At 59.9% G+C, this 17,186-nt stretch carries 30 protein-coding genes; 28 read left to right on the plus strand and 2 right to left on the minus strand.

The genetic code is table 11. The annotated features are described in order from the left end of the window. Positions 1-139 precede the first annotated feature (139 nt). The 28 genes from rpsJ (at position 140) to N1937_RS07880 (ending at position 15,394) form a co-directional block, all read left to right on the plus strand. Positions 140-448: a 30S ribosomal protein S10 gene (gene rpsJ, locus N1937_RS07745; RefSeq protein ID WP_003547547.1), complete on the plus strand. Its 309-nt coding sequence runs from the start codon at positions 140-142 to the stop codon at positions 446-448. 39 nt (positions 449-487) lie between these two features. After that, complete coding sequence (gene rplC / locus N1937_RS07750; RefSeq protein ID WP_018067989.1) at positions 488-1,129, plus strand: 50S ribosomal protein L3; 642 nt, start codon at positions 488-490, stop codon at positions 1,127-1,129. Positions 1,130-1,142: 13 nt separating this feature from the next. Beyond that, a complete protein-coding gene (gene rplD, locus N1937_RS07755) occupies positions 1,143-1,763 on the plus strand; it encodes a 50S ribosomal protein L4 (protein ID WP_017963906.1) in 621 nt (206 codons plus the stop codon). After that, positions 1,760-2,053 carry a 50S ribosomal protein L23 gene (locus tag N1937_RS07760; RefSeq protein ID WP_003547550.1) on the plus strand — a complete coding sequence of 98 codons (294 nt, stop codon included), beginning with the start codon at positions 1,760-1,762 and terminating at the stop codon, positions 2,051-2,053. The genes rplD and N1937_RS07760 overlap by 4 nt, the downstream gene beginning before the upstream one ends. 11 nt (positions 2,054-2,064) lie before the next feature. After that, positions 2,065-2,901 carry a 50S ribosomal protein L2 gene (gene rplB, locus N1937_RS07765; protein WP_003547551.1) on the plus strand — a complete coding sequence of 279 codons (837 nt, stop codon included), beginning with the start codon at positions 2,065-2,067 and terminating at the stop codon, positions 2,899-2,901. A gap of 15 nt (positions 2,902-2,916) precedes the next feature. Further along, entirely contained in the window at positions 2,917-3,195 is a 279-nt protein-coding gene (gene rpsS / locus N1937_RS07770) for a 30S ribosomal protein S19 (protein ID WP_003547552.1), read from the plus strand. Between the two features lie 2 nt (positions 3,196-3,197). Then, the gene (rplV, locus tag N1937_RS07775) at positions 3,198-3,587 is read left to right on the plus strand and encodes a 50S ribosomal protein L22 (RefSeq protein ID WP_003547553.1); all 390 of its coding nucleotides are present in this window, start codon (positions 3,198-3,200) and stop codon (positions 3,585-3,587) included. Continuing rightward, positions 3,587-4,318: a 30S ribosomal protein S3 gene (rpsC, locus tag N1937_RS07780; RefSeq protein WP_003547554.1), complete on the plus strand. Its 732-nt coding sequence runs from the start codon at positions 3,587-3,589 to the stop codon at positions 4,316-4,318. Before rplV ends, rpsC begins: the two co-directional genes overlap by 1 nt. A 36-nt stretch (positions 4,319-4,354) precedes the next feature. Further along, complete coding sequence (gene rplP, locus N1937_RS07785) at positions 4,355-4,768, plus strand: 50S ribosomal protein L16 (protein ID WP_003547555.1); 414 nt, start codon at positions 4,355-4,357, stop codon at positions 4,766-4,768. A 12-nt stretch (positions 4,769-4,780) separates the two neighbouring features. Beyond that, positions 4,781-4,981, plus strand: a complete 201-nt coding sequence (gene rpmC, locus N1937_RS07790) for a 50S ribosomal protein L29 (protein ID WP_003558545.1) — start codon at positions 4,781-4,783, stop codon at positions 4,979-4,981. 12 nt (positions 4,982-4,993) lie between these two features. Beyond that, positions 4,994-5,233, plus strand: coding sequence for a 30S ribosomal protein S17 (gene rpsQ, locus N1937_RS07795; protein ID WP_003547557.1), 240 nt, complete (start codon positions 4,994-4,996; stop codon positions 5,231-5,233). A gap of 258 nt (positions 5,234-5,491) precedes the next feature. After that, complete coding sequence (gene rplN, locus N1937_RS07800) at positions 5,492-5,860, plus strand: 50S ribosomal protein L14 (protein WP_003547558.1); 369 nt, start codon at positions 5,492-5,494, stop codon at positions 5,858-5,860. An 11-nt stretch (positions 5,861-5,871) separates the two neighbouring features. Continuing rightward, positions 5,872-6,180, plus strand: coding sequence for a 50S ribosomal protein L24 (gene rplX / locus N1937_RS07805; RefSeq protein ID WP_003547559.1), 309 nt, complete (start codon positions 5,872-5,874; stop codon positions 6,178-6,180). Next, complete coding sequence (gene rplE / locus N1937_RS07810) at positions 6,173-6,730, plus strand: 50S ribosomal protein L5 (protein ID WP_003547560.1); 558 nt, start codon at positions 6,173-6,175, stop codon at positions 6,728-6,730. Before rplX ends, rplE begins: the two co-directional genes overlap by 8 nt. A gap of 32 nt (positions 6,731-6,762) precedes the next feature. Beyond that, positions 6,763-7,068 carry a 30S ribosomal protein S14 gene (gene rpsN / locus N1937_RS07815; RefSeq protein WP_003547561.1) on the plus strand — a complete coding sequence of 102 codons (306 nt, stop codon included), beginning with the start codon at positions 6,763-6,765 and terminating at the stop codon, positions 7,066-7,068. 12 nt (positions 7,069-7,080) lie between these two features. Further along, entirely contained in the window at positions 7,081-7,479 is a 399-nt protein-coding gene (gene rpsH / locus N1937_RS07820; RefSeq protein WP_003547562.1) for a 30S ribosomal protein S8, read from the plus strand. Positions 7,480-7,521: 42 nt separating this feature from the next. Beyond that, the gene (gene rplF / locus N1937_RS07825) at positions 7,522-8,055 is read left to right on the plus strand and encodes a 50S ribosomal protein L6 (RefSeq protein ID WP_017963907.1); all 534 of its coding nucleotides are present in this window, start codon (positions 7,522-7,524) and stop codon (positions 8,053-8,055) included. 12 nt (positions 8,056-8,067) lie between these two features. Then, a complete protein-coding gene (rplR, locus tag N1937_RS07830; RefSeq protein WP_003547564.1) occupies positions 8,068-8,430 on the plus strand; it encodes a 50S ribosomal protein L18 in 363 nt (120 codons plus the stop codon). A gap of 131 nt (positions 8,431-8,561) precedes the next feature. Next, a complete protein-coding gene (gene rpsE, locus N1937_RS07835) occupies positions 8,562-9,131 on the plus strand; it encodes a 30S ribosomal protein S5 (protein ID WP_017963908.1) in 570 nt (189 codons plus the stop codon). Positions 9,132-9,145: 14 nt separating this feature from the next. Beyond that, positions 9,146-9,355, plus strand: a complete 210-nt coding sequence (rpmD, locus tag N1937_RS07840; protein WP_003547566.1) for a 50S ribosomal protein L30 — start codon at positions 9,146-9,148, stop codon at positions 9,353-9,355. Between the two features lie 16 nt (positions 9,356-9,371). Further along, positions 9,372-9,848: a 50S ribosomal protein L15 gene (gene rplO, locus N1937_RS07845; RefSeq protein ID WP_003547567.1), complete on the plus strand. Its 477-nt coding sequence runs from the start codon at positions 9,372-9,374 to the stop codon at positions 9,846-9,848. A gap of 234 nt (positions 9,849-10,082) precedes the next feature. Then, positions 10,083-11,423, plus strand: coding sequence for a preprotein translocase subunit SecY (gene secY, locus N1937_RS07850; protein ID WP_018067985.1), 1,341 nt, complete (start codon positions 10,083-10,085; stop codon positions 11,421-11,423). Continuing rightward, positions 11,420-12,070, plus strand: coding sequence for an adenylate kinase (locus N1937_RS07855; RefSeq protein ID WP_017963910.1), 651 nt, complete (start codon positions 11,420-11,422; stop codon positions 12,068-12,070). Before secY ends, N1937_RS07855 begins: the two co-directional genes overlap by 4 nt. A gap of 222 nt (positions 12,071-12,292) precedes the next feature. Next, positions 12,293-12,661 carry a 30S ribosomal protein S13 gene (gene rpsM, locus N1937_RS07860; RefSeq protein WP_003573772.1) on the plus strand — a complete coding sequence of 123 codons (369 nt, stop codon included), beginning with the start codon at positions 12,293-12,295 and terminating at the stop codon, positions 12,659-12,661. Between the two features lie 133 nt (positions 12,662-12,794). After that, on the plus strand, positions 12,795-13,184 hold the full coding sequence (rpsK, locus tag N1937_RS07865; protein ID WP_003547577.1) for a 30S ribosomal protein S11: 390 nt from the start codon (positions 12,795-12,797) through the stop codon (positions 13,182-13,184). A gap of 97 nt (positions 13,185-13,281) precedes the next feature. Then, complete coding sequence (locus N1937_RS07870) at positions 13,282-14,292, plus strand: DNA-directed RNA polymerase subunit alpha (RefSeq protein WP_003547579.1); 1,011 nt, start codon at positions 13,282-13,284, stop codon at positions 14,290-14,292. 178 nt (positions 14,293-14,470) lie between these two features. Then, positions 14,471-14,893, plus strand: coding sequence for a 50S ribosomal protein L17 (gene rplQ, locus N1937_RS07875; protein WP_003558556.1), 423 nt, complete (start codon positions 14,471-14,473; stop codon positions 14,891-14,893). A gap of 84 nt (positions 14,894-14,977) precedes the next feature. Further along, entirely contained in the window at positions 14,978-15,394 is a 417-nt protein-coding gene (locus N1937_RS07880) for a DUF2809 domain-containing protein (protein ID WP_260058157.1), read from the plus strand. Positions 15,395-15,507: 113 nt separating this feature from the next. On the opposite strand, the gene msrQ is transcribed toward N1937_RS07880, so the two are convergent. Then, the gene (msrQ, locus tag N1937_RS07885; protein WP_260058158.1) at positions 15,508-16,164 is read right to left on the minus strand and encodes a protein-methionine-sulfoxide reductase heme-binding subunit MsrQ; all 657 of its coding nucleotides are present in this window, start codon (positions 16,162-16,164) and stop codon (positions 15,508-15,510) included. Next, on the minus strand, positions 16,164-17,111 hold the full coding sequence (gene msrP / locus N1937_RS07890) for a protein-methionine-sulfoxide reductase catalytic subunit MsrP (RefSeq protein ID WP_260058159.1): 948 nt from the start codon (positions 17,109-17,111) through the stop codon (positions 16,164-16,166). Before msrP ends, msrQ begins: the two co-directional genes overlap by 1 nt. Between the last annotated feature and the right edge of the window lie 75 nt (positions 17,112-17,186).

Below are 17,186 nucleotides of genomic sequence, written 5' to 3' on the forward strand. Positions count from 1 at the left end.
CCTGGCCCAAGGAAAGGATAGGGACGCCGATCTCGGTGTCCCTCTCGATCTTTGAAACCGGTGGCCCGCTAACGTAACTGAAGGTAAGTCGTGTCCCTAAGTGGTGACACGCGGATAACAGACACAAGGATAAAGTCGAATGAACGGCCAGAATATCCGCATCCGCCTGAAGGCGTTCGATCACCGGATTCTCGATGCCTCCACGCGCGAGATCGTATCGACGGCTAAGCGCACCGGTGCAAGCGTCCGGGGCCCCGTTCCGCTTCCGACCCGCATCGAGAAGTTTACGGTCAACCGGTCCCCGCACATCGACAAGAAGAGCCGCGAACAGTTCGAGATGCGCACGCATAAGCGCCTTCTCGATATCGTTGACCCGACCCCGCAGACGGTAGACGCGCTGATGAAGCTCGATCTCGCCGCCGGTGTCGATGTTGAGATCAAGCTCTGAGACCTCGGGTCTTCGGGCTGAGTGAGAAGGATTGAACCGATGCGTTCAGGTGTGATTGCACAGAAGGTGGGAATGACCCGCGTCTATAACGACGCCGGCGAGCATGTCCCGGTAACGGTACTGCGTATGGAAGGCTGCCAGGTCGTCGCTACGCGCACTGTCGAAAAGAATGGCTATACCGCAGTTCAGCTCGGTGCCGGCCAGGCGAAGGTGAAGAACACGTCGAAGGCGATGCGTGGCAACTTTGCCATTGCCAACGTCGAGCCGAAGGCCAAGCTGACGGAATTCCGCGTGTCGGAAGATCAGCTGCTCGAGATCGGCACTGAGATCAAGGCGGGTCACTTTGCAGCCGGTCAGCTCGTCGACGTGACGGGCACGACGATCGGTAAGGGTTTTGCCGGCGCCATGAAGCGCCACGGTTTCGGCGGTCTGCGTGCCACGCACGGTGTGTCGGTGTCTCACCGTTCGCACGGTTCGACCGGCTCGCGCCAGGATCCGGGCAAGGTTTTCAAGAACAAGAAGATGGCTGGTCACATGGGCCAGACGCGCGTCACGACGCAGAACCTGGAAGTGGTTTCGACCGACGAAGATCGTGGTCTGATCCTGATCAAGGGTGCTGTTCCTGGTTCCAAGGGTGCTTGGATCATCGTGCGCGACGCCGTCAAGTCGGCCGCGAAGTAAGGGAGCCAGATCAATGGAATTCAACGTCAAGACCCTCGAGGGAAAAGACGCCGGGAAGGTTTCCCTTTCGGACGCGATTTTCGGCCTCGAGCCCCGCGAAGACATTCTCGCCCGCGTCATCCGCTGGCAGCTTGCCAAGAAGCAGCAGGGCACGCACAAGGCTAAGGGCCGCGCGGAAGTTTCGCGCACCGGCGCCAAGATGTACAAGCAGAAGGGTACGGGCCGCGCCCGCCACCATTCGGCTCGCGCTCCGCAGTTCCGCGGCGGCGGCAAGGCTCATGGCCCGGTCGTCCGCAGCCACGAGCACGATCTTCCGAAGAAGGTTCGTGCACTCGGCCTTCGCCACGCCCTTTCGGCCAAGATCAAGGCCGATGACGTCATCGTCATCGACAACCTGATTGCCACCGAAGCCAAGACCAAGGCTCTCGCGTCCGTTTTCGAGACGCTCGGCCTGACCAACGCCCTCTTCATCGGCGGCGCAGAGCTTGACGGCAACTTCAAGCTCGCAGCTCAGAACATCCCGAACATCGATGTTCTGCCGATCCAGGGCATCAACGTTTACGACATCGTGCGCCGCGGCAAGCTCGTGCTTTCCAAGGCCGCGGTTGAAGCGCTAGAGGAGCGATTCAAGTGACCGATCTTCGCCACTACGATGTGATCGTCTCTCCGGCGATCACCGAAAAGTCCACGCTGGTATCCGAAAACAACCAGGTTGTTTTCAATGTCGCCAAGCAGGCGACGAAGCCGGAAATCAAGGCTGCGGTCGAGGCGCTGTTCGGCGTCAAGGTCACGGCTGTCAACACTCTGCTGCGCAAGGGCAAAACCAAGCGGTTCCGCGGTTTCGTCGGCAAGCAGAAGGACGTGAAGAAGGCTGTTGTGACGCTGGCTGAAGGCCAGACGATCGACGTCTCCACCGGTCTCTGAGGTATAAGAAAATGGCATTGAAAACTTTCAATCCGATCACCCCGAGCCAGCGCCAGCTGGTCATCGTCGACCGCTCGGCCCTCTACAAGGGCAAGCCGGTCAAGGCGCTGACGGAAGGTCTGACCAAGAGCGGCGGTCGTAACAACCTCGGCCGCATCACCGCCCGCTTCATCGGCGGTGGTCACAAGCGCACCTACCGTCTGATTGACTTCAAGCGTCGCAAGTTCGACGTCGAAGGCACGGTCGAGCGTATCGAATACGATCCGAACCGCACGGCTTTCATCGCGCTGGTGAACTATGCTGACGGCGAGAAGGCTTATATCCTCGCTCCCCAGCGTCTCGCTGCCGGTGACAAGGTTATCGCTTCCGAGAAGGCTGTCGACGTCAAGCCCGGCAACACCATGCCGCTGCAGTTCATCCCGGTCGGCTCCATCATCCACAACGTGGAAATGAAGCCGGGCAAGGGTGGTCAGATCGCTCGCTCCGCCGGTGGCTACGCACAGCTCGTCGGCCGCGACCAGGGCATGGCGATCCTTCGCCTGAACTCCGGTGAACAGCGTCTCGTTCATGGCTCTTGCCTTGCTTCGATCGGCGCCGTCTCCAACCCTGATCACGCCAACATCAACGACGGCAAGGCCGGTCGTACCGTTTGGCGCGGCAAGCGTCCGCATAACCGCGGTGTCGTCATGAACCCGGTCGACCATCCGCACGGCGGTGGCGAAGGCCGCACCTCCGGTGGTCGCCATCCGGTGACACCGTGGGGCAAGCCGACCAAGGGCAAGCGCACCCGGTCGAACAAGTCGACCGACAAGATGATCATGCGCTCGCGTCATCAGCGTAAGAAGTAAGAGAGGAAGTCTCCAATGGCTCGTTCAGTATGGAAAGGTCCGTTCGTTGACGGCTATCTTCTCAAGAAGGCTGAGAAGGTTCGTGAAGGCGGTCGCAGTGAAGTGATCAAGATCTGGAGCCGTCGCTCCACGATCCTGCCGCAGTTCGTCGGTCTCACCTTCGGCGTCTACAACGGTAGCAAGCATATCCCGGTCAGCGTCAATGAAGACATGGTCGGTCACAAATTCGGTGAATTCTCTCCGACCCGCACCTACTACGGTCACGGCGCGGACAAGAAGGCGAAGAGGAAGTAACAATGGGCAAGGCAAAAGCCGAACGCCGGCTGAAGGACAACGAGGCGCAAGCAGTCGCCCGCACGCTCCGCGTCAGCCCGCAGAAGCTCAACCTGGTTGCTGCGGCTATCCGCGGCAAGAAGGTCGAGCGCGCACTCGCTGAGCTGGAGTTCTCCCGCAAGCGCATCGCGGGCGCCGTCAAGAAGACGCTCGAATCTGCGATCGCCAACGCCGAGAACAACCACGATCTCGACGTCGACTCGCTGGTTGTCGCCGAGGCCTATGTCGGCAAGTCGATCGTCATGAAGCGTTTCCACGCTCGTGGCCGCGGTCGCGCGTCGCGCATCGAAAAGCCCTTCGCGCACCTGACGATCGTCGTTCGTGAAGTGCAGGCAGCAGAGGAGGCCGCATAATGGGTCAGAAAATCAATCCAATCGGTTTCCGTCTCGGAATCAACCGTACCTGGGATAGCCGCTGGTTTGCGGACAATGCCGAGTACGGCCAGCTGCTGCACGAAGACCTGAAGATGCGCAAGTTCGTCATGAGCGAACTGAAGCAGGCCGGGATCTCCAAGGTGGTCATCGAGCGTCCGCACAAGAAGTGCCGCGTCACGATCCACTCGGCACGTCCGGGCCTGATCATCGGCCGCAAGGGCGCAGACATCGACAAGCTCCGCAAGAAGCTGTCGGAGATGACGAATTCGGAAACGCACCTCAACATCGTCGAAGTGCGCAAGCCCGAAGTCGATGCGACGCTGGTCGCTCAGTCGATCGCCCAGCAGCTCGAGCGTCGCGTGGCTTTCCGCCGCGCCATGAAGCGCGCCGTCCAGTCGGCGATGCGTCTTGGCGCCGAAGGCATCAAGATCACCTGCGCCGGCCGTCTCGGCGGCGCTGAAATCGCCCGTACGGAATGGTACCGCGAAGGTCGTGTGCCGTTGCACACGCTGCGCGCCGACATCGACTACGGCACGGCTGAAGCAGAAACCGCATTCGGCATCTGCGGCATCAAGGTCTGGATCTTCAAGGGCGAAATCCTTGAGCATGATCCGATGGCTTCCGAGCGCCGCGCGATGGAAGGTGACGCCCAGGGTCCGGCAAGCCGTGATCGTGACCGCGACAGAGACCGTCGCCGCGACAACGCTTGATAGCGCGCGTGGCAGAGAAGTTCGGAGAATAAGAAAATGTTGCAGCCAAAGCGTACCAAGTACCGCAAGCAGTTCAAGGGCCGCATCAAGGGCGTCGCCAAGGGCGGTTCTGACCTGGCATTCGGCGAATTCGGCCTGAAGGCACAGGAACCCAACCGCGTCAATGCGCGTGAGATCGAAGCGGCCCGCCGCGCGATCACGCGTTATATGAAGCGCGCCGGCCGTGTATGGATCCGCGTGTTCCCGGACGTTCCGGTAACCAAAAAGCCGACCGAAGTCCGTATGGGTAAGGGTAAGGGCTCCGTTGAATACTGGGCATGCAAGGTCAAGCCCGGCCGTATGATGTTCGAGATCGACGGTGTCAGCGAAGAAATCGCCCGTGAGGCGCTTCGCCTCGGCTCTGCCAAGCTCTCGGTCAAGACGCGCTTCGTTCAGCGCATTGCAGAGTAAGGAATTGAGCTCATGAAAGCCTCAGATGTTCGCGCGTTCACCGCCGACCAACTCAAGGACGAGCTTGCCAAGCTGAAGAAGGAGCAGTTCAACCTGCGCTTTCAGAAGGCGACCGGCCAGCTCGAAAAGTCCTCGCGCATCAACGAAGTCCGCAAGGACATCGCCCGCGTGAAAACCATTGCCCGCCAGAAGGCGGCAGAAGTTAAGGCCTAAAGGAAGAAAAATATGCCGAAGCGCATCCTGCAGGGCGTCGTCGTTGGCGACAAGAACGAGAAGACGGTAGTGGTTCGCGTCGAGCGTCGTTTCGCTCACCCGCTGCTCCAGAAGACCGTTCGTCGTTCCAAGAAGTACAAGGCCCACGACGAGAATAACCAGTACAAGATCGGCGATACCGTATCCATCGAGGAATGCGCGCCGATCTCCAAGGACAAGCGCTGGACGGTGATTTCCGCCCAGGGCAAGTAACAGAATTTTGCGCGAGGCCTTGCGTCTCGCCGAAATATCTGTATGAAGCAGCGTCAGAACGCTCGAATGCCGGGCGTTCTTTTGCTTTGAGCGCACGGAAGGTCCCGTTCGGGAAACCACCCTGGCACGATCGACCCCGCGCTATTCAGCTATTGCCGCGTCTGTGCTGCCTCACGGCAGCTCGGCCGGCGAAAATTTTCATAAGCCGGAGTAGGGGGCTAGCCCAACCATTCCGGTAAACCAAGAAGGCGACCTGATATGATTCAGATGCAAACAAACCTCGACGTCGCGGATAATTCCGGCGCGCGTCGTGTCATGTGCATCAAGGTGCTGGGCGGCTCGAAGCGCAAGTATGCCTCGATCGGCGACGTCATCGTCGTTTCGATCAAGGAAGCGATCCCGCGCGGCCGTGTGAAGAAGGGTGACGTGATGAAGGCGGTTGTTGTTCGCACCGCCAAAGACATCCGTCGTGCAGATGGCTCCGTCATCCGCTTCGACACCAATGCAGCAGTCCTCATCGACAACAAGAAAGAGCCGATCGGCACCCGTATCTTCGGACCGGTTCCGCGCGAACTTCGCGCCAAGAACCACATGAAGATCATCTCGCTGGCTCCCGAAGTACTGTAAGGAGCGAAGCGATGCAGAAGATTCGTAAGGGCGACAAGGTCGTCATGCTCGCTGGCAAGGACAAGGGCCGTACCGGCGAAGTTGTTCAGGTCATGCCGAAGGAAGATCGTGCCGTTGTTCGTGGCGTCAACGTCGTCAAGCGCCACCAGCGCCAGACGCAGACCCAGGAAGCCGGCATCATCAACAAGGAAGCCCCGGTTCACCTGTCCAACGTTGCAATCATCGACAAGGACGGCAAGCCGACCCGCGTCGGTTTCAAGGTTGTTGACGGCAAGAAGGTCCGTGTGGCCAAGCGTTCTGGAGAAGTGATCGATGGCTGAGGCAAAATATGAGCCGCGGCTCAAGAAGGAATATGTCGAGCGCATCCGCAAGGCGTTGCAGGAGCAGTTCTCCTACGCCAACGAGATGATGATTCCAAAGCTCGACAAGATCGTGATCAACATGGGTGTCGGCGAAGCGACCGCTGACTCGAAGAAGCCGACGGTAGCTGCCGCCGACCTCGCAGCGATCGCCGGCCAGAAGCCGGTCATCACCCGCGCACGCAACTCTATCGCAGGCTTCAAGGTCCGCGAACAGATGCCGATCGGCGCGAAGGTTACCCTGCGCGGCGCCCGCATGTATGAGTTCATGGACCGTCTCGTGAACATCGCGCTCCCGCGCGTTCGCGACTTCCGCGGCCTGAACCCGAAAAGCTTTGACGGCCGTGGCAACTTCGCCATGGGCATCAAGGAGCACATTGTGTTCCCTGAGATCAACTACGACAAGGTTGATCAGATGTGGGGCATGGACATCATCGTTTGCACGACGGCGACGACCGACGACGAAGCACGGGCTCTTCTGAAAGAGTTCAGCTTCCCGTTCCGTCAATAACCGTAACGACGAGCGTAGAAAAGGAACCTGACATGGCGAAGACAAGCGCAGTTGAAAAGAACAAGCGCCGCCGTACTACGGTCGCTAACCAGGCCGCTAAGCGGGCTGGGTTGAAGGCGATCATCATGAACCAGGCTCTTCCGATCGAAGAGCGGTTCAAGGCCTCGATCAAGCTGGCATCCCTGCCGCGTGATGGATCGAAGACCCGTATTCGCAACCGTTGCGAAGTTTCGGGGCGTCCGCGCGCATATTACCGCAAACTGCGCATGTCGCGTATTGCGCTGCGTGAACTCGGCAATCTCGGCAAGGTGCCGGGTATCGTCAAGTCGAGCTGGTAAGGAGCAGGTTACATGACAATGACTGATCCGTTGGGCGATATGCTCACTCGCATCCGTAACGGCGCTTCCCGCCGCAAGTCGTCGGTCTCGACGCCTGCTTCGAAGCTCCGTGCACGTGTTCTCGATGTTCTGCAGTCCGAAGGCTACATCCGTGGCTACTCCGTTGTCGATTTCGGCAATGGCAAGTCGGAACTCAGCATCGAGCTGAAATACTATGAAGGCGCATCGGTGATCCGTGAGATCGGCCGTGTGTCCAAGCCGGGCCGCCGGGTTTATGTCTCGGTCAAGTCCATTCCGCAGGTCGCGAACGGTCTCGGCATCACCATCCTTTCGACTCCGAAGGGTGTGATGGCCGATCACCAGGCTCGCGAACAGAACGTTGGTGGTGAGGTTCTTTGCTCGGTCTTCTAAGATCGGGCAGGGATCTCCATAGCGAACAGACAGGATTGAAACATGTCTCGTATCGGTAAAAAGCCCGTTCAGGTGCCTGCTGGGATCACGGCTACGGTCGATGGCCAGAAGGTGACTGCAAAGGGCCCGAAGGGCGAGCTGTTTTTCGTTGCTAACGACGAAATCAGCCTCAAGCTTGAAAATAACGCCGTCGTCGTGACGCCGGTGAACCAGACCAAGGATGCGCGCGCAAAGTGGGGCATGTCCCGCACGATGATCGAAGGCATCTTCAAGGGCGTCAAGGACGGTTTCGAGCGCAAGCTTGAAATCAATGGCGTCGGTTACCGCGCCGCCATGCAGGGCAAGAACCTGCAACTGGCCCTCGGTTTCAGCCATGACGTGATCTACGAGCCGCCGGTCGGTATCTCGATCGTTGTTCCGAAGCCGACGGAAATCGTCGTCAGCGGCATCAACAAGCAGCAGGTCGGTCAGGTTGCCGCCGAAATCCGCGAATATCGCGGTCCTGAGCCCTACAAGGGCAAGGGCGTCAAGTACGCTGACGAGCGGATCGTCCGCAAAGAAGGCAAGAAGAAGTAAGGATCACGCGAAATGGCTAGCAGGAAAGAAGCACTTGCACGTCGTGCCAACCGCGTGCGCCGTCATCTCAAGTCGGTGGCCAACGGCCGTCCGCGCCTGTCGGTTCATCGCTCCTCGAAGAACATCTACGCCCAGGTCATCGATGACGTGGCCGGCAAGACGCTTGCGTCTGCCTCCACCCTCGAGAAGGATCTGCGCGGTTCTCTGAAGACCGGTGCCGATACCGCCGCCGCTACCGTTGTGGGCAAGCTCCTCGCGGAGCGCGCCTCCAAGGCCGGTGTTACGGAAGTCGTGTTCGACCGTGGCGCCTTCATCTATCACGGCCGCATCAAGGCTCTCGCCGAAGCGGCCCGCGAAGGCGGTCTCACCTTCTGATCAGTTTCCGGCCGGATGCCTCAGGCGCCGGCCGGATTTTCGCCGGACCGCAGGCGCTCTCCGAAAGGGGAGGCTGATGCGGTCCACATTTGTTTGCCGATTGCACCCGGAAAAGAAAAAGGAAGAGGACAATGGCACAGGAAAGAAGGCCGCAGCGGGACGACCGCCAGAGCCGCGAAGAGCGCGATAGCGAATTCGTCGACAAGCTTGTCGCGATCAACCGCGTCGCCAAAGTCGTCAAGGGCGGCCGTCGTTTTGGTTTCGCAGCACTCGTCGTCGTCGGCGACCAGAAGGGCCGCGTCGGCTTCGGCCATGGCAAGGCACGTGAAGTGCCGGAAGCCATCCGCAAGGCAACCGAAGCCGCCAAGCGCGAACTGATCTTCGTACCGCTGCGTGACGGCCGTACGCTGCATCACGACGTCCATGGCCGCCATGGCGCCGGCAAGGTTCTGCTGCGCTCGGCCAAGGTTGGTACCGGCATCATCGCCGGTGGTCCGATGCGCGCCGTATTCGAGACGCTCGGCATGCATGACGTCGTCGCCAAGTCGACCGGTTCGTCGAACCCCTATAACATGGTTCGCGCCACCTTCGACGCTCTGAAGCACCAGGTTCACCCGAAGGACATCGCAGCTCAGCGCGGCATCAAGTATGCAACGCTGCAGGCTCGTCGTGGCGCCTCCGGCAACGCCTCTGAAGAATAAGAGGAGTTTGACAGATGGCCAAGGCTACTAAGAAGGCTGAAGCGAAGACTGTCACGATCGAACAGATCGGCAGCCCGATCCGCCGTCCGGATGTCCAGCAGCGCACGCTGATCGGTCTCGGACTGAACAAGATGCACCGTCGCCGCACGCTGGAGGATACCCCTTCCGTTCGTGGCATGATCCGTGCTGTCCAGCATCTCGTTCGCGTCGTCGACGAGAAGTGAGACGGAGGAAACGCTCATGAAACTCAATGAAATCAAGGACAATGAAGGCTCGACCCACAGCCGCAAGCGCCTCGGCCGCGGTATCGGCTCGGGCTCGGGCAAGACTGGTGGTCGCGGCGTGAAGGGTCAGAAGTCCCGTTCGGGCGTCGCCATCAATGGCTTCGAAGGCGGCCAGATGCCGATCTACCGTCGCCTGCCGAAGCGCGGCTTCAACAACATTTTCGCTTCCGATTTTGTCGTCGTGTCGCTGGCCCGTATCCAGACGGCGATCGACGCCGGCAAGCTCGATGCCAAGACGACCGTTGACGCAGCTGCGCTCAAGGCTGCTGGTGTCATCCGCCGCGTCAAGGATGGTGTTCGCGTTCTCGCCGACGGCGAGATCAAGGCCAAGATCACCATCGTCGTTGCAGGCGCCTCCAAGCCTGCCGTCGAGAAGATCGAAAAGGCCGGTGGCACCGTGACGCTGCTTTCGGCTCCGGCTGCAGCCGAATAATAATCTGATGATATATCGCCCGGGGTGCTTCACACCGGGCGATTTTGCTCCCATATGTGGGCCTCACAAAAACTTGGCTGGCGCGCCCGCGTCATGCCGGTAAGACTCGAAAACAAGGGTGAGGCATGGGGTTGCGCCGCAATCCGTCCTGAGCCCGGTTTTGAATAATTTCATACTGATTCCGGGTCCGGTCTGTCCCTCAGAGACGGCGGAATTGGTAGCGCGGAGAAACGCATGGCTTCTGCAGCGGAACAATTGGCATCCAACCTCAATTTTTCGACCTTCGCCAAAGCCGAGGATCTGAAGAAGCGCTTGTGGTTCACACTGGCCGCTCTCCTCGTCTACCGACTTGGCACGCATATTCCGCTTCCGGGTCTCAATCCCGAAGCCTATGCCCAGGCTTTCCGCGGCCAGGCAGGTGGCATTCTCGGCCTTTTCAACATGTTCTCGGGCGGCGCTGTTCAGCGCATGGCGATCTTCGCGCTCGGCATCATGCCCTATATCTCCGCTTCGATCATCGTGCAGCTCATGACCTCGGTCGTGCCGGCGCTCGAAAACCTCAAGAAGGAAGGCGAGCAGGGCCGTAAGATCATCAACCAGTATACCCGCTATGGTACCGTCATCCTCGGTGCGCTCCAGGCCTATGGCATTGCCGCCGGCCTTGAGAGTGGCCAGGGCCTCGTCGTCGAGCCGGGCTGGTTCTTCCGTGTTTCCACCGTTCTGACGCTGCTCGGCGGCACGATGTTCCTGATGTGGCTCGGCGAGCAGATCACCTCGCGCGGCATCGGCAACGGCATCTCGCTGATCATTTTCGCCGGCATCGCCGCCGGCCTTCCCACAGCTCTTGCCGGCACGCTCGAACTCGGCCGCACCGGTGCGCTGTCGACCTTCCTCATCCTGCTCGTGATCATCGTCGCGATCGCCGTCATCGGCATCATCGTCTTCGTCGAGCGCGCCCAGCGCCGGCTGCTGATTCAGTATCCGAAGCGCCAGGTTGGTAATCGCATGTTCCAGGGCGATACTTCGCACCTGCCGCTCAAGCTCAACACATCGGGTGTCATTCCGGCGATCTTCGCATCGTCGCTGCTGCTGCTGCCGGCAACGGTCGCGGGTTTCGCCAACACCTCGGCAATGCCCTCCTGGGTGACGTCGATCGTCGCGGCTCTCGGTCACGGTCAGCCTCTCTACATGGTGCTGTACGGCGCGCTGATCGCCTTCTTCGCCTTCTTCTATACGGCCATCGTCTTCAATCCGAAGGACACGGCCGACAATCTGAAGAAGCATGGCGGCTTCATTCCCGGCATCCGTCCGGGCGAGCGCACCGCCGAATATATCGACTACGTGCTGACCCGCATCACGGTGATCGGCGCAATCTATCTCGTCTTCGTCTGCATCCTTCCGGAGATCTTGGTGTCGCAAACCGGCATCCCGTTATCCCTTGGTGGGACTTCGCTTTTGATCGTGGTTAGCGTAACTCTTGATACGGTTGCACAGATCCAGGGTCACCTGATCGCGCAGCAATACGAAGGCCTGATCAAGAAATCGAAGTTGCGTGGAGGAAAGAGGGGGCGATGAGACTTATCCTTTTGGGGCCGCCGGGCGCGGGTAAGGGAACCCAGGCCCAGCGGATCGTGGAAAAGCACGGCATTCCGCAGCTTTCCACGGGGGACATGCTGCGTGCAGCGGTCAACGCCGGCACGGATGTCGGCAAGCGCGCGAAGGCGGTCATGGACGCCGGCAAGCTCGTCTCGGATGAGATCGTCATTGCCATTGTTTCCGAGCGTATCGATCAACCCGATTGCGCCAACGGCTTCATTCTCGACGGCTTCCCCAGGACGCTCGTCCAGGCTGATGCTACCGAGGCGATGCTGAAGGCAAAGGGTCTCGGCCTCTCCGTCGTCATTGAATTCCGTGTCGATGATGATGAGTTGATTCGACGTGTTGCCGGTCGCTATTCCTGTGCACAGTGTGGCAGCGTCTATCACGATACCGATAAGGTTCCGGCTGCTGAGGGCGTGTGCGACAAGTGCGGTTCGACGCACTTCAAGCGCCGTCCTGATGACACTCCGGAGACCATGACGGCCCGGCTGCAGGTCTACTACAAGGAAACCTCGCCGCTGATCGGCTATTACCATGCCAAGGGCAAACTGAAGTCCGTGGACGGCATGGCCGAGATCGATCAGGTGACGGCCGAGGTCGAAAGCATTCTTTCCAAGCTTTAAGGCTTTGAAAATAAACTTGGCGGAACGGTTGCTTTTCAGCAGTGATTCCGCTAAACACCGCGCCAACTCGCGACATTCCATGCGATCGGCGCGGATTTCCCAAGGAAGTCCGGGTGCGGTCGTTTTGACATGTTACGGACGTAAATCTGAACGGGCGGTTCTCAAGAGCCGCATAACGAAGCCCACTTGCCGGATGGCAACTGGAATGCAAGGAGAACAGGCGTGGCACGTATCGCTGGCGTCAACATCCCGACTGCGAAGCGCGTTGTTATCGCGCTGACCTACATTCACGGGATTGGTCCGAAATTCGCACAGGAAATCGTCGAAAAGGTCGGTATCCCGGCCGAACGTCGTGTGCATCAGCTGACGGACGCGGAAGTCCTTCAGATCCGCGAAGCCATCGACCGCGACTATCAGGTCGAAGGCGATCTTCGTCGCGATACCGCGATGAACATCAAGCGCCTGATGGACCTCGGCTGCTACCGCGGCCTGCGTCATCGCCGCGGCCTTCCGGTCCGCGGTCAGCGCACGCACACCAATGCCCGCACCCGCAAGGGCCCGGCAAAGGCAATCGCTGGTAAGAAGAAGTAATTACCGGGAAACCGGGGTAGGGAGGCTGGCGGTCTGCGCCGGCCTCTTTTGAGTTTGGAGCGGGACCATATAGGCGCCGTTCCGGTGTAGCCGCTGGCATTACGGCGGTGAAGAGATCAACGAAAGGAATACCATGGCTAAGGAAGCCGTCCGCGTTCGCCGTCGCGAGCGCAAGAATATCTCGTCGGGTGTCGCTCATGTCAACTCGACCTTCAACAACACGATGATCACCATCACCGATGCGCAGGGCAATGCGATCGCCTGGTCGTCGGCTGGCGCCAAGGGCTTCAAGGGCTCGCGCAAGTCGACCCCGTTCGCTGCCCAGATCGCTGCCGAAGACTGCGCCAAGAAGGCCCAGGAGCACGGCATGAAGTCGCTGGAAGTCGAAGTCTGCGGTCCGGGTTCGGGTCGTGAATCGGCTCTGCGCGCGCTCCAGGCTGCAGGTTTCATGATCACGTCCATCCGCGACGTGACCCCGATCCCGCACAATGGCTGCCGTCCGCGCAAGAAGCGCCGCGTCTGATCATCGCTCTCGTCACCGGTGAGCGCTTGCGCGCTTCCGGTGGTTTTCAAGCTCGGTTGCCACGATTGGATGGTGGCAACGAACGGAAGGCAAACTCATGATTCAGAAGAACTGGCAGGAACTGATCAAGCCGAACAAGGTGGAGTTCTCCTCGAGCTCGCGCACCAGGGCGACGCTTGTTGCCGAACCGCTGGAGCGCGGCTTCGGCCTCACCCTCGGCAACGCGCTTCGTCGCGTTCTGCTCTCCTCGCTGCGCGGTGCTGCCGTCACGGCGGTGCAGATCGATGGCGTGCTGCATGAATTCTCCTCGATTCCGGGCGTCCGCGAAGACGTGACGGACATCGTGCTCAACATCAAGGAAATCGCCATCAAGATGGATGGCGACGACGCGAAGCGCATGGTCGTGCGTAAGCAGGGCCCGGGCGTTGTCACGGCTGGCGACATTCAGACGGTCGGCGATATCGAAATCCTCAACCCCGAGCATGTCATTTGCACGCTCGACGAGGGTGCCGAGATCCGCATGGAATTCACCGTCAACAACGGCAAGGGCTACGTTCCGGCCGAACGCAATCGTGCGGAAGATGCTCCGATCGGTCTCATCCCGGTCGACAGCCTCTATTCGCCGGTCAAGAAGGTGTCCTACAAGGTTGAAAATACCCGCGAAGGACAGGTTCTCGACTACGACAAGCTGAACATGACCATCGAAACCGATGGCTCGATCACCGGCGAAGACGCCGTCGCTTTTGCGGCGCGCATCCTCCAGGATCAGCTTGGCGTCTTCGTCAACTTCGACGAGCCGCAGAAGGAAACCGAAGAGGAAGCAGTCACCGAACTCGCTTTCAACCCGGCTCTCCTGAAGAAGGTGGACGAACTCGAACTGTCGGTCCGTTCGGCAAACTGCCTGAAGAACGACAACATCGTCTACATCGGCGACCTCATTCAGAAGACCGAAGCAGAAATGCTCCGCACGCCGAATTTTGGTCGCAAGTCGCTGAACGAAATCAAGGAAGTTCTCGCTTCCATGGGCCTGCACCTCGGCATGGAAGTGCCGGCATGGCCGCCCGAGAACATCGAAGATCTCGCCAAGCGTTACGAAGACCAGTACTGAGCGGCGTGAGGAAAAGTGTAAAGCGGTTTTCCGCCCGCACGCCGATCGCAAGAATATAACAAAAGGCAGGCTCTTTCGGCTGCCTTTCCCCGTCAAACAGCAGGCCGATCGCCTGCATGTGCCAGGAAACGGCAGGCCCACTTAGTGTCAAGGGCACCTGCATTAAAGGAGAATAGCAATGCGCCATGGTAAAGCCGGCCGCAAGCTGAATAGAACTGCAAGCCACCGCAAGGCGATGTTCGCCAACATGGCGGCTTCGCTGATTACCCACGAGCAGATCGTCACGACCCTGCCGAAGGCCAAGGAAATCCGTCCGATCGTCGAGAAGCTCGTCACGCTCGGCAAGCGCGGCGACCTGCATGCTCGCCGTCAGGCGATCTCGCAGATCCGCGATGCTGCCGTCGTTTCGAAGCTGTTCGACACGATCGCAACGCGCTACGCCACCCGCAACGGCGGCTATCTGCGCATCATGAAGGCCGGCTTCCGCCAGGGCGACAATGCCGCCATGGCTGTGATCGAATTCGTTGACCGCGATGCCTATGCCAAGGGCGCAGCCGACAAGGCCCGCGTCGCTGCCGAAGAGCAGGCCGTCGCCGCTTAAGTCTTCCGCTTCGGCGGAAACAAAACAGCCGGGCTGCAAAGCCCGGCTGTTTTTGTTTCCGATATAGTGACGGGACCGGCTCCATTGCGCAAAATCATTCAGGCTCGCTCACCGCAGTTCCTTCGTCTTGCCGCCCTGTTTCTTGTCATCGTTCTCGGGCTGGTGCTCCGCCGGTTTGGCTATGCAGCCGATCTGCCCTTCATTGTCGTCAAATATGGTGGATCGGCACTCTGGGGAGCGATGGTCTATCTGCTCGTGGCGCTCTTTGTCGCAAAGTCACGACCGGCAGCAATTGCTGTCACGGCGCTGTTCATAGCGATCTCAGTGGAATTGTTCCGGCTCTATCACACGCCCTGGCTCGACGCGTTTCGGCTGACCACGGCCGGTGCGCTGCTGCTTGGGCGCGTGTTTTCGCTTTGGAACATGCTGGCTTATGCAATCGGCATAGCTGCGGCCTGCGCCTTCGATCCGGCACGCCGGACCGCGTTGCGTCCTCGTTAGAGCGCCGCGCGTCTTTTCAGACGCGCTAAGGACGCTCTATCACTTTGAATCTGCGCCTAATCCTTCCCGAAAATCGATTCCGATTTTCGGGGTTATGCGCTAAGCCTGCCGTCTCACGAAACCGGCGCCATTGCCCGATTGCGCGTCCGCCCTTTGCCCTTCTGCCTGTTGCGTGCGATCGGCCGGTAGGAGCGATAGAGGATGAGCGCGATGATCAGCCCGACATAGATATATTGCTCGAGGTCGAGGATCTTGGTCGAGAGCGCGAAGTGCAGCGCCCCGCAGGCGGCGATGATGTAGACGAGGCGGTGCAGCCAGATCCAGTTCTTGCCGAGCCGGCGGATCGAGAAATTGTTGGATGTCGCCGCCAGCGGAATGAGCATCGCAAGCCCGGCCATGCCGAACATGATGAAGGGGCGCTTCAGCACGTCGTTGATGACGGCGGAAATATCCATCGCCTGGTCGAGGACCATGTAGACGGTGAAATGCATCAGCGCATAGTAGAAGGTCAGCAGGCCAAGCGCGCGGCGATAGCGCAGATAGTTCCAGCCGAAGAGCTCACGGGCAGGGGAAACGGCAAGTGTTGCGATCAGGAAACGGATCGTCCAAAGCCCAAGGAAACGCTCGAAGGTCTTGACCGGATCGGCGCCGAGCTGATCGGTCGCGCCGAGATAGAACGTCCAGGCCGCAGGCAAGAGTCCAACGACATAAAGCAGCCAGACGGAGGCGGGTTGCCAGCGCTTCGGGATGGCGAGCGACAGTTCCGCCATCAGAAATTCGCCTTCAGGTCCATGCCGGCATAAAGGCTTGCCACTTCGTCGGCATAGCCGTTGAAGGGCAGGGTGGGGTGGCGGCTCGCGCCGAAGAAGCCGCTCTCGCCGATGCGCCGTTCGCTGGCCTGGCTCCAGCGCGGATGGTAGACCGCTGGGTTGACGTTCGCGTAGAAGCCATACTCCTGCGCGTTGGTGACCTGCCAGGTATTCTTCGGCTGCTGGTCCGTGAGCGTGATCCTAACGATCGACTTGATGCCCTTGAAGCCGTATTTCCACGGCACGACGAGGCGGATCGGCGCGCCGTTCTGGTTCGGCAGCGTTTCGCCATAGAGCCCGACGGCCAGCAGCGTCAGCGGATGGCGCGCCTCATCCAGGCGCAGACCCTCGACATAGGGCCAGTCGAGCGACTGGAAGAAACCCTTCTGCCCCGGCATCTCGTCCGGCCGCACCACGGTTTCGAAGGCGACGTATTTGGCGCTGCCGAGCGGCTCGACCTTGTCGAGCAGCGACGCCAGCGGAAAGCCGTCCCAGGGGATAACCATCGACCAGGCCTCGACGCAGCGCATCCGGTAGGTGCGCTCCTCGATCGGGAATTCCTTCATCAGCGCCTCGAGGTCGAAGGTGCCTGGCTTGTTGACCATGCCGTCGACCTTGATCGTCCAGGGCAGCGGCTTGAAATCGCCGGAAAGAGCTGCGGGATCGCCCTTGTCGAGGCCGAACTCATAGAAGTTGTTGTAAGTCGTGACGTCCTTGATCGGCGTCGCCTTCTCGTCGACCTTATACTTGCTCTCAACGGCGGAGAGGGCTGCGGCACTCGCCCTGCCGGCGCCGTAGAGCGCCATGGCGCCAAGCGCTGCCGCGCCCAGGAATTCACGGCGGCGCACATAGATCTGGCGCGGCGTGATCTCCGACGACGCGATCTTGGGTGGGCGATAGCTTGGCATGTCGAACCTCCTCGGCGGATATCCTGAAATATAGCCCTTAAACGAACCGCCGGCATGTCTATATTGCTGCATAAT

The organism is Rhizobium sp. WSM4643 (genome assembly GCF_025152745.1).
In the GTDB taxonomy this organism is placed as follows: Bacteria; Pseudomonadota; Alphaproteobacteria; order Rhizobiales; family Rhizobiaceae; genus Rhizobium; species Rhizobium leguminosarum_I.

Bases quoted from the DNA above. Each gene is read 5' to 3' on its own strand.
- rplF (WP_017963907.1), top strand. From the start codon at position 7,522: ATGTCTCGTATCGGTAAAAAGCCCGTTCAGGTGCCTGCTGGGATCACG.
- rplN (WP_003547558.1), top strand. From the start codon at position 5,492: ATGATTCAGATGCAAACAAACCTCGACGTCGCGGATAATTCCGGCGCG.
- rpsQ (WP_003547557.1), top strand. From the start codon at position 4,994: ATGCCGAAGCGCATCCTGCAGGGCGTCGTCGTTGGCGACAAGAACGAG.
- msrP (WP_260058159.1), bottom strand. From the start codon at position 17,111: ATGCCAAGCTATCGCCCACCCAAGATCGCGTCGTCGGAGATCACGCCG.
- rpsE (WP_017963908.1), top strand. From the start codon at position 8,562: ATGGCACAGGAAAGAAGGCCGCAGCGGGACGACCGCCAGAGCCGCGAA.
- rplQ (WP_003558556.1), top strand. From the start codon at position 14,471: ATGCGCCATGGTAAAGCCGGCCGCAAGCTGAATAGAACTGCAAGCCAC.
- rpsJ (WP_003547547.1), top strand. From the start codon at position 140: ATGAACGGCCAGAATATCCGCATCCGCCTGAAGGCGTTCGATCACCGG.
- secY (WP_018067985.1), top strand. From the start codon at position 10,083: ATGGCTTCTGCAGCGGAACAATTGGCATCCAACCTCAATTTTTCGACC.
- N1937_RS07855 (WP_017963910.1), top strand. From the start codon at position 11,420: ATGAGACTTATCCTTTTGGGGCCGCCGGGCGCGGGTAAGGGAACCCAG.
- rpsN (WP_003547561.1), top strand. From the start codon at position 6,763: ATGGCGAAGACAAGCGCAGTTGAAAAGAACAAGCGCCGCCGTACTACG.
- rplC (WP_018067989.1), top strand. From the start codon at position 488: ATGCGTTCAGGTGTGATTGCACAGAAGGTGGGAATGACCCGCGTCTAT.
- N1937_RS07870 (WP_003547579.1), top strand. From the start codon at position 13,282: ATGATTCAGAAGAACTGGCAGGAACTGATCAAGCCGAACAAGGTGGAG.
- rplO (WP_003547567.1), top strand. From the start codon at position 9,372: ATGAAACTCAATGAAATCAAGGACAATGAAGGCTCGACCCACAGCCGC.
- rpsC (WP_003547554.1), top strand. From the start codon at position 3,587: ATGGGTCAGAAAATCAATCCAATCGGTTTCCGTCTCGGAATCAACCGT.
- rplD (WP_017963906.1), top strand. From the start codon at position 1,143: ATGGAATTCAACGTCAAGACCCTCGAGGGAAAAGACGCCGGGAAGGTT.
- rpsK (WP_003547577.1), top strand. From the start codon at position 12,795: ATGGCTAAGGAAGCCGTCCGCGTTCGCCGTCGCGAGCGCAAGAATATC.
- rplV (WP_003547553.1), top strand. From the start codon at position 3,198: ATGGGCAAGGCAAAAGCCGAACGCCGGCTGAAGGACAACGAGGCGCAA.
- rpmC (WP_003558545.1), top strand. From the start codon at position 4,781: ATGAAAGCCTCAGATGTTCGCGCGTTCACCGCCGACCAACTCAAGGAC.
- rpmD (WP_003547566.1), top strand. From the start codon at position 9,146: ATGGCCAAGGCTACTAAGAAGGCTGAAGCGAAGACTGTCACGATCGAA.
- rplR (WP_003547564.1), top strand. From the start codon at position 8,068: ATGGCTAGCAGGAAAGAAGCACTTGCACGTCGTGCCAACCGCGTGCGC.
- rpsS (WP_003547552.1), top strand. From the start codon at position 2,917: ATGGCTCGTTCAGTATGGAAAGGTCCGTTCGTTGACGGCTATCTTCTC.
- rplP (WP_003547555.1), top strand. From the start codon at position 4,355: ATGTTGCAGCCAAAGCGTACCAAGTACCGCAAGCAGTTCAAGGGCCGC.
- msrQ (WP_260058158.1), bottom strand. From the start codon at position 16,164: ATGGCGGAACTGTCGCTCGCCATCCCGAAGCGCTGGCAACCCGCCTCC.
- rplX (WP_003547559.1), top strand. From the start codon at position 5,872: ATGCAGAAGATTCGTAAGGGCGACAAGGTCGTCATGCTCGCTGGCAAG.
- rplB (WP_003547551.1), top strand. From the start codon at position 2,065: ATGGCATTGAAAACTTTCAATCCGATCACCCCGAGCCAGCGCCAGCTG.
- rpsH (WP_003547562.1), top strand. From the start codon at position 7,081: ATGACAATGACTGATCCGTTGGGCGATATGCTCACTCGCATCCGTAAC.
- rplE (WP_003547560.1), top strand. From the start codon at position 6,173: ATGGCTGAGGCAAAATATGAGCCGCGGCTCAAGAAGGAATATGTCGAG.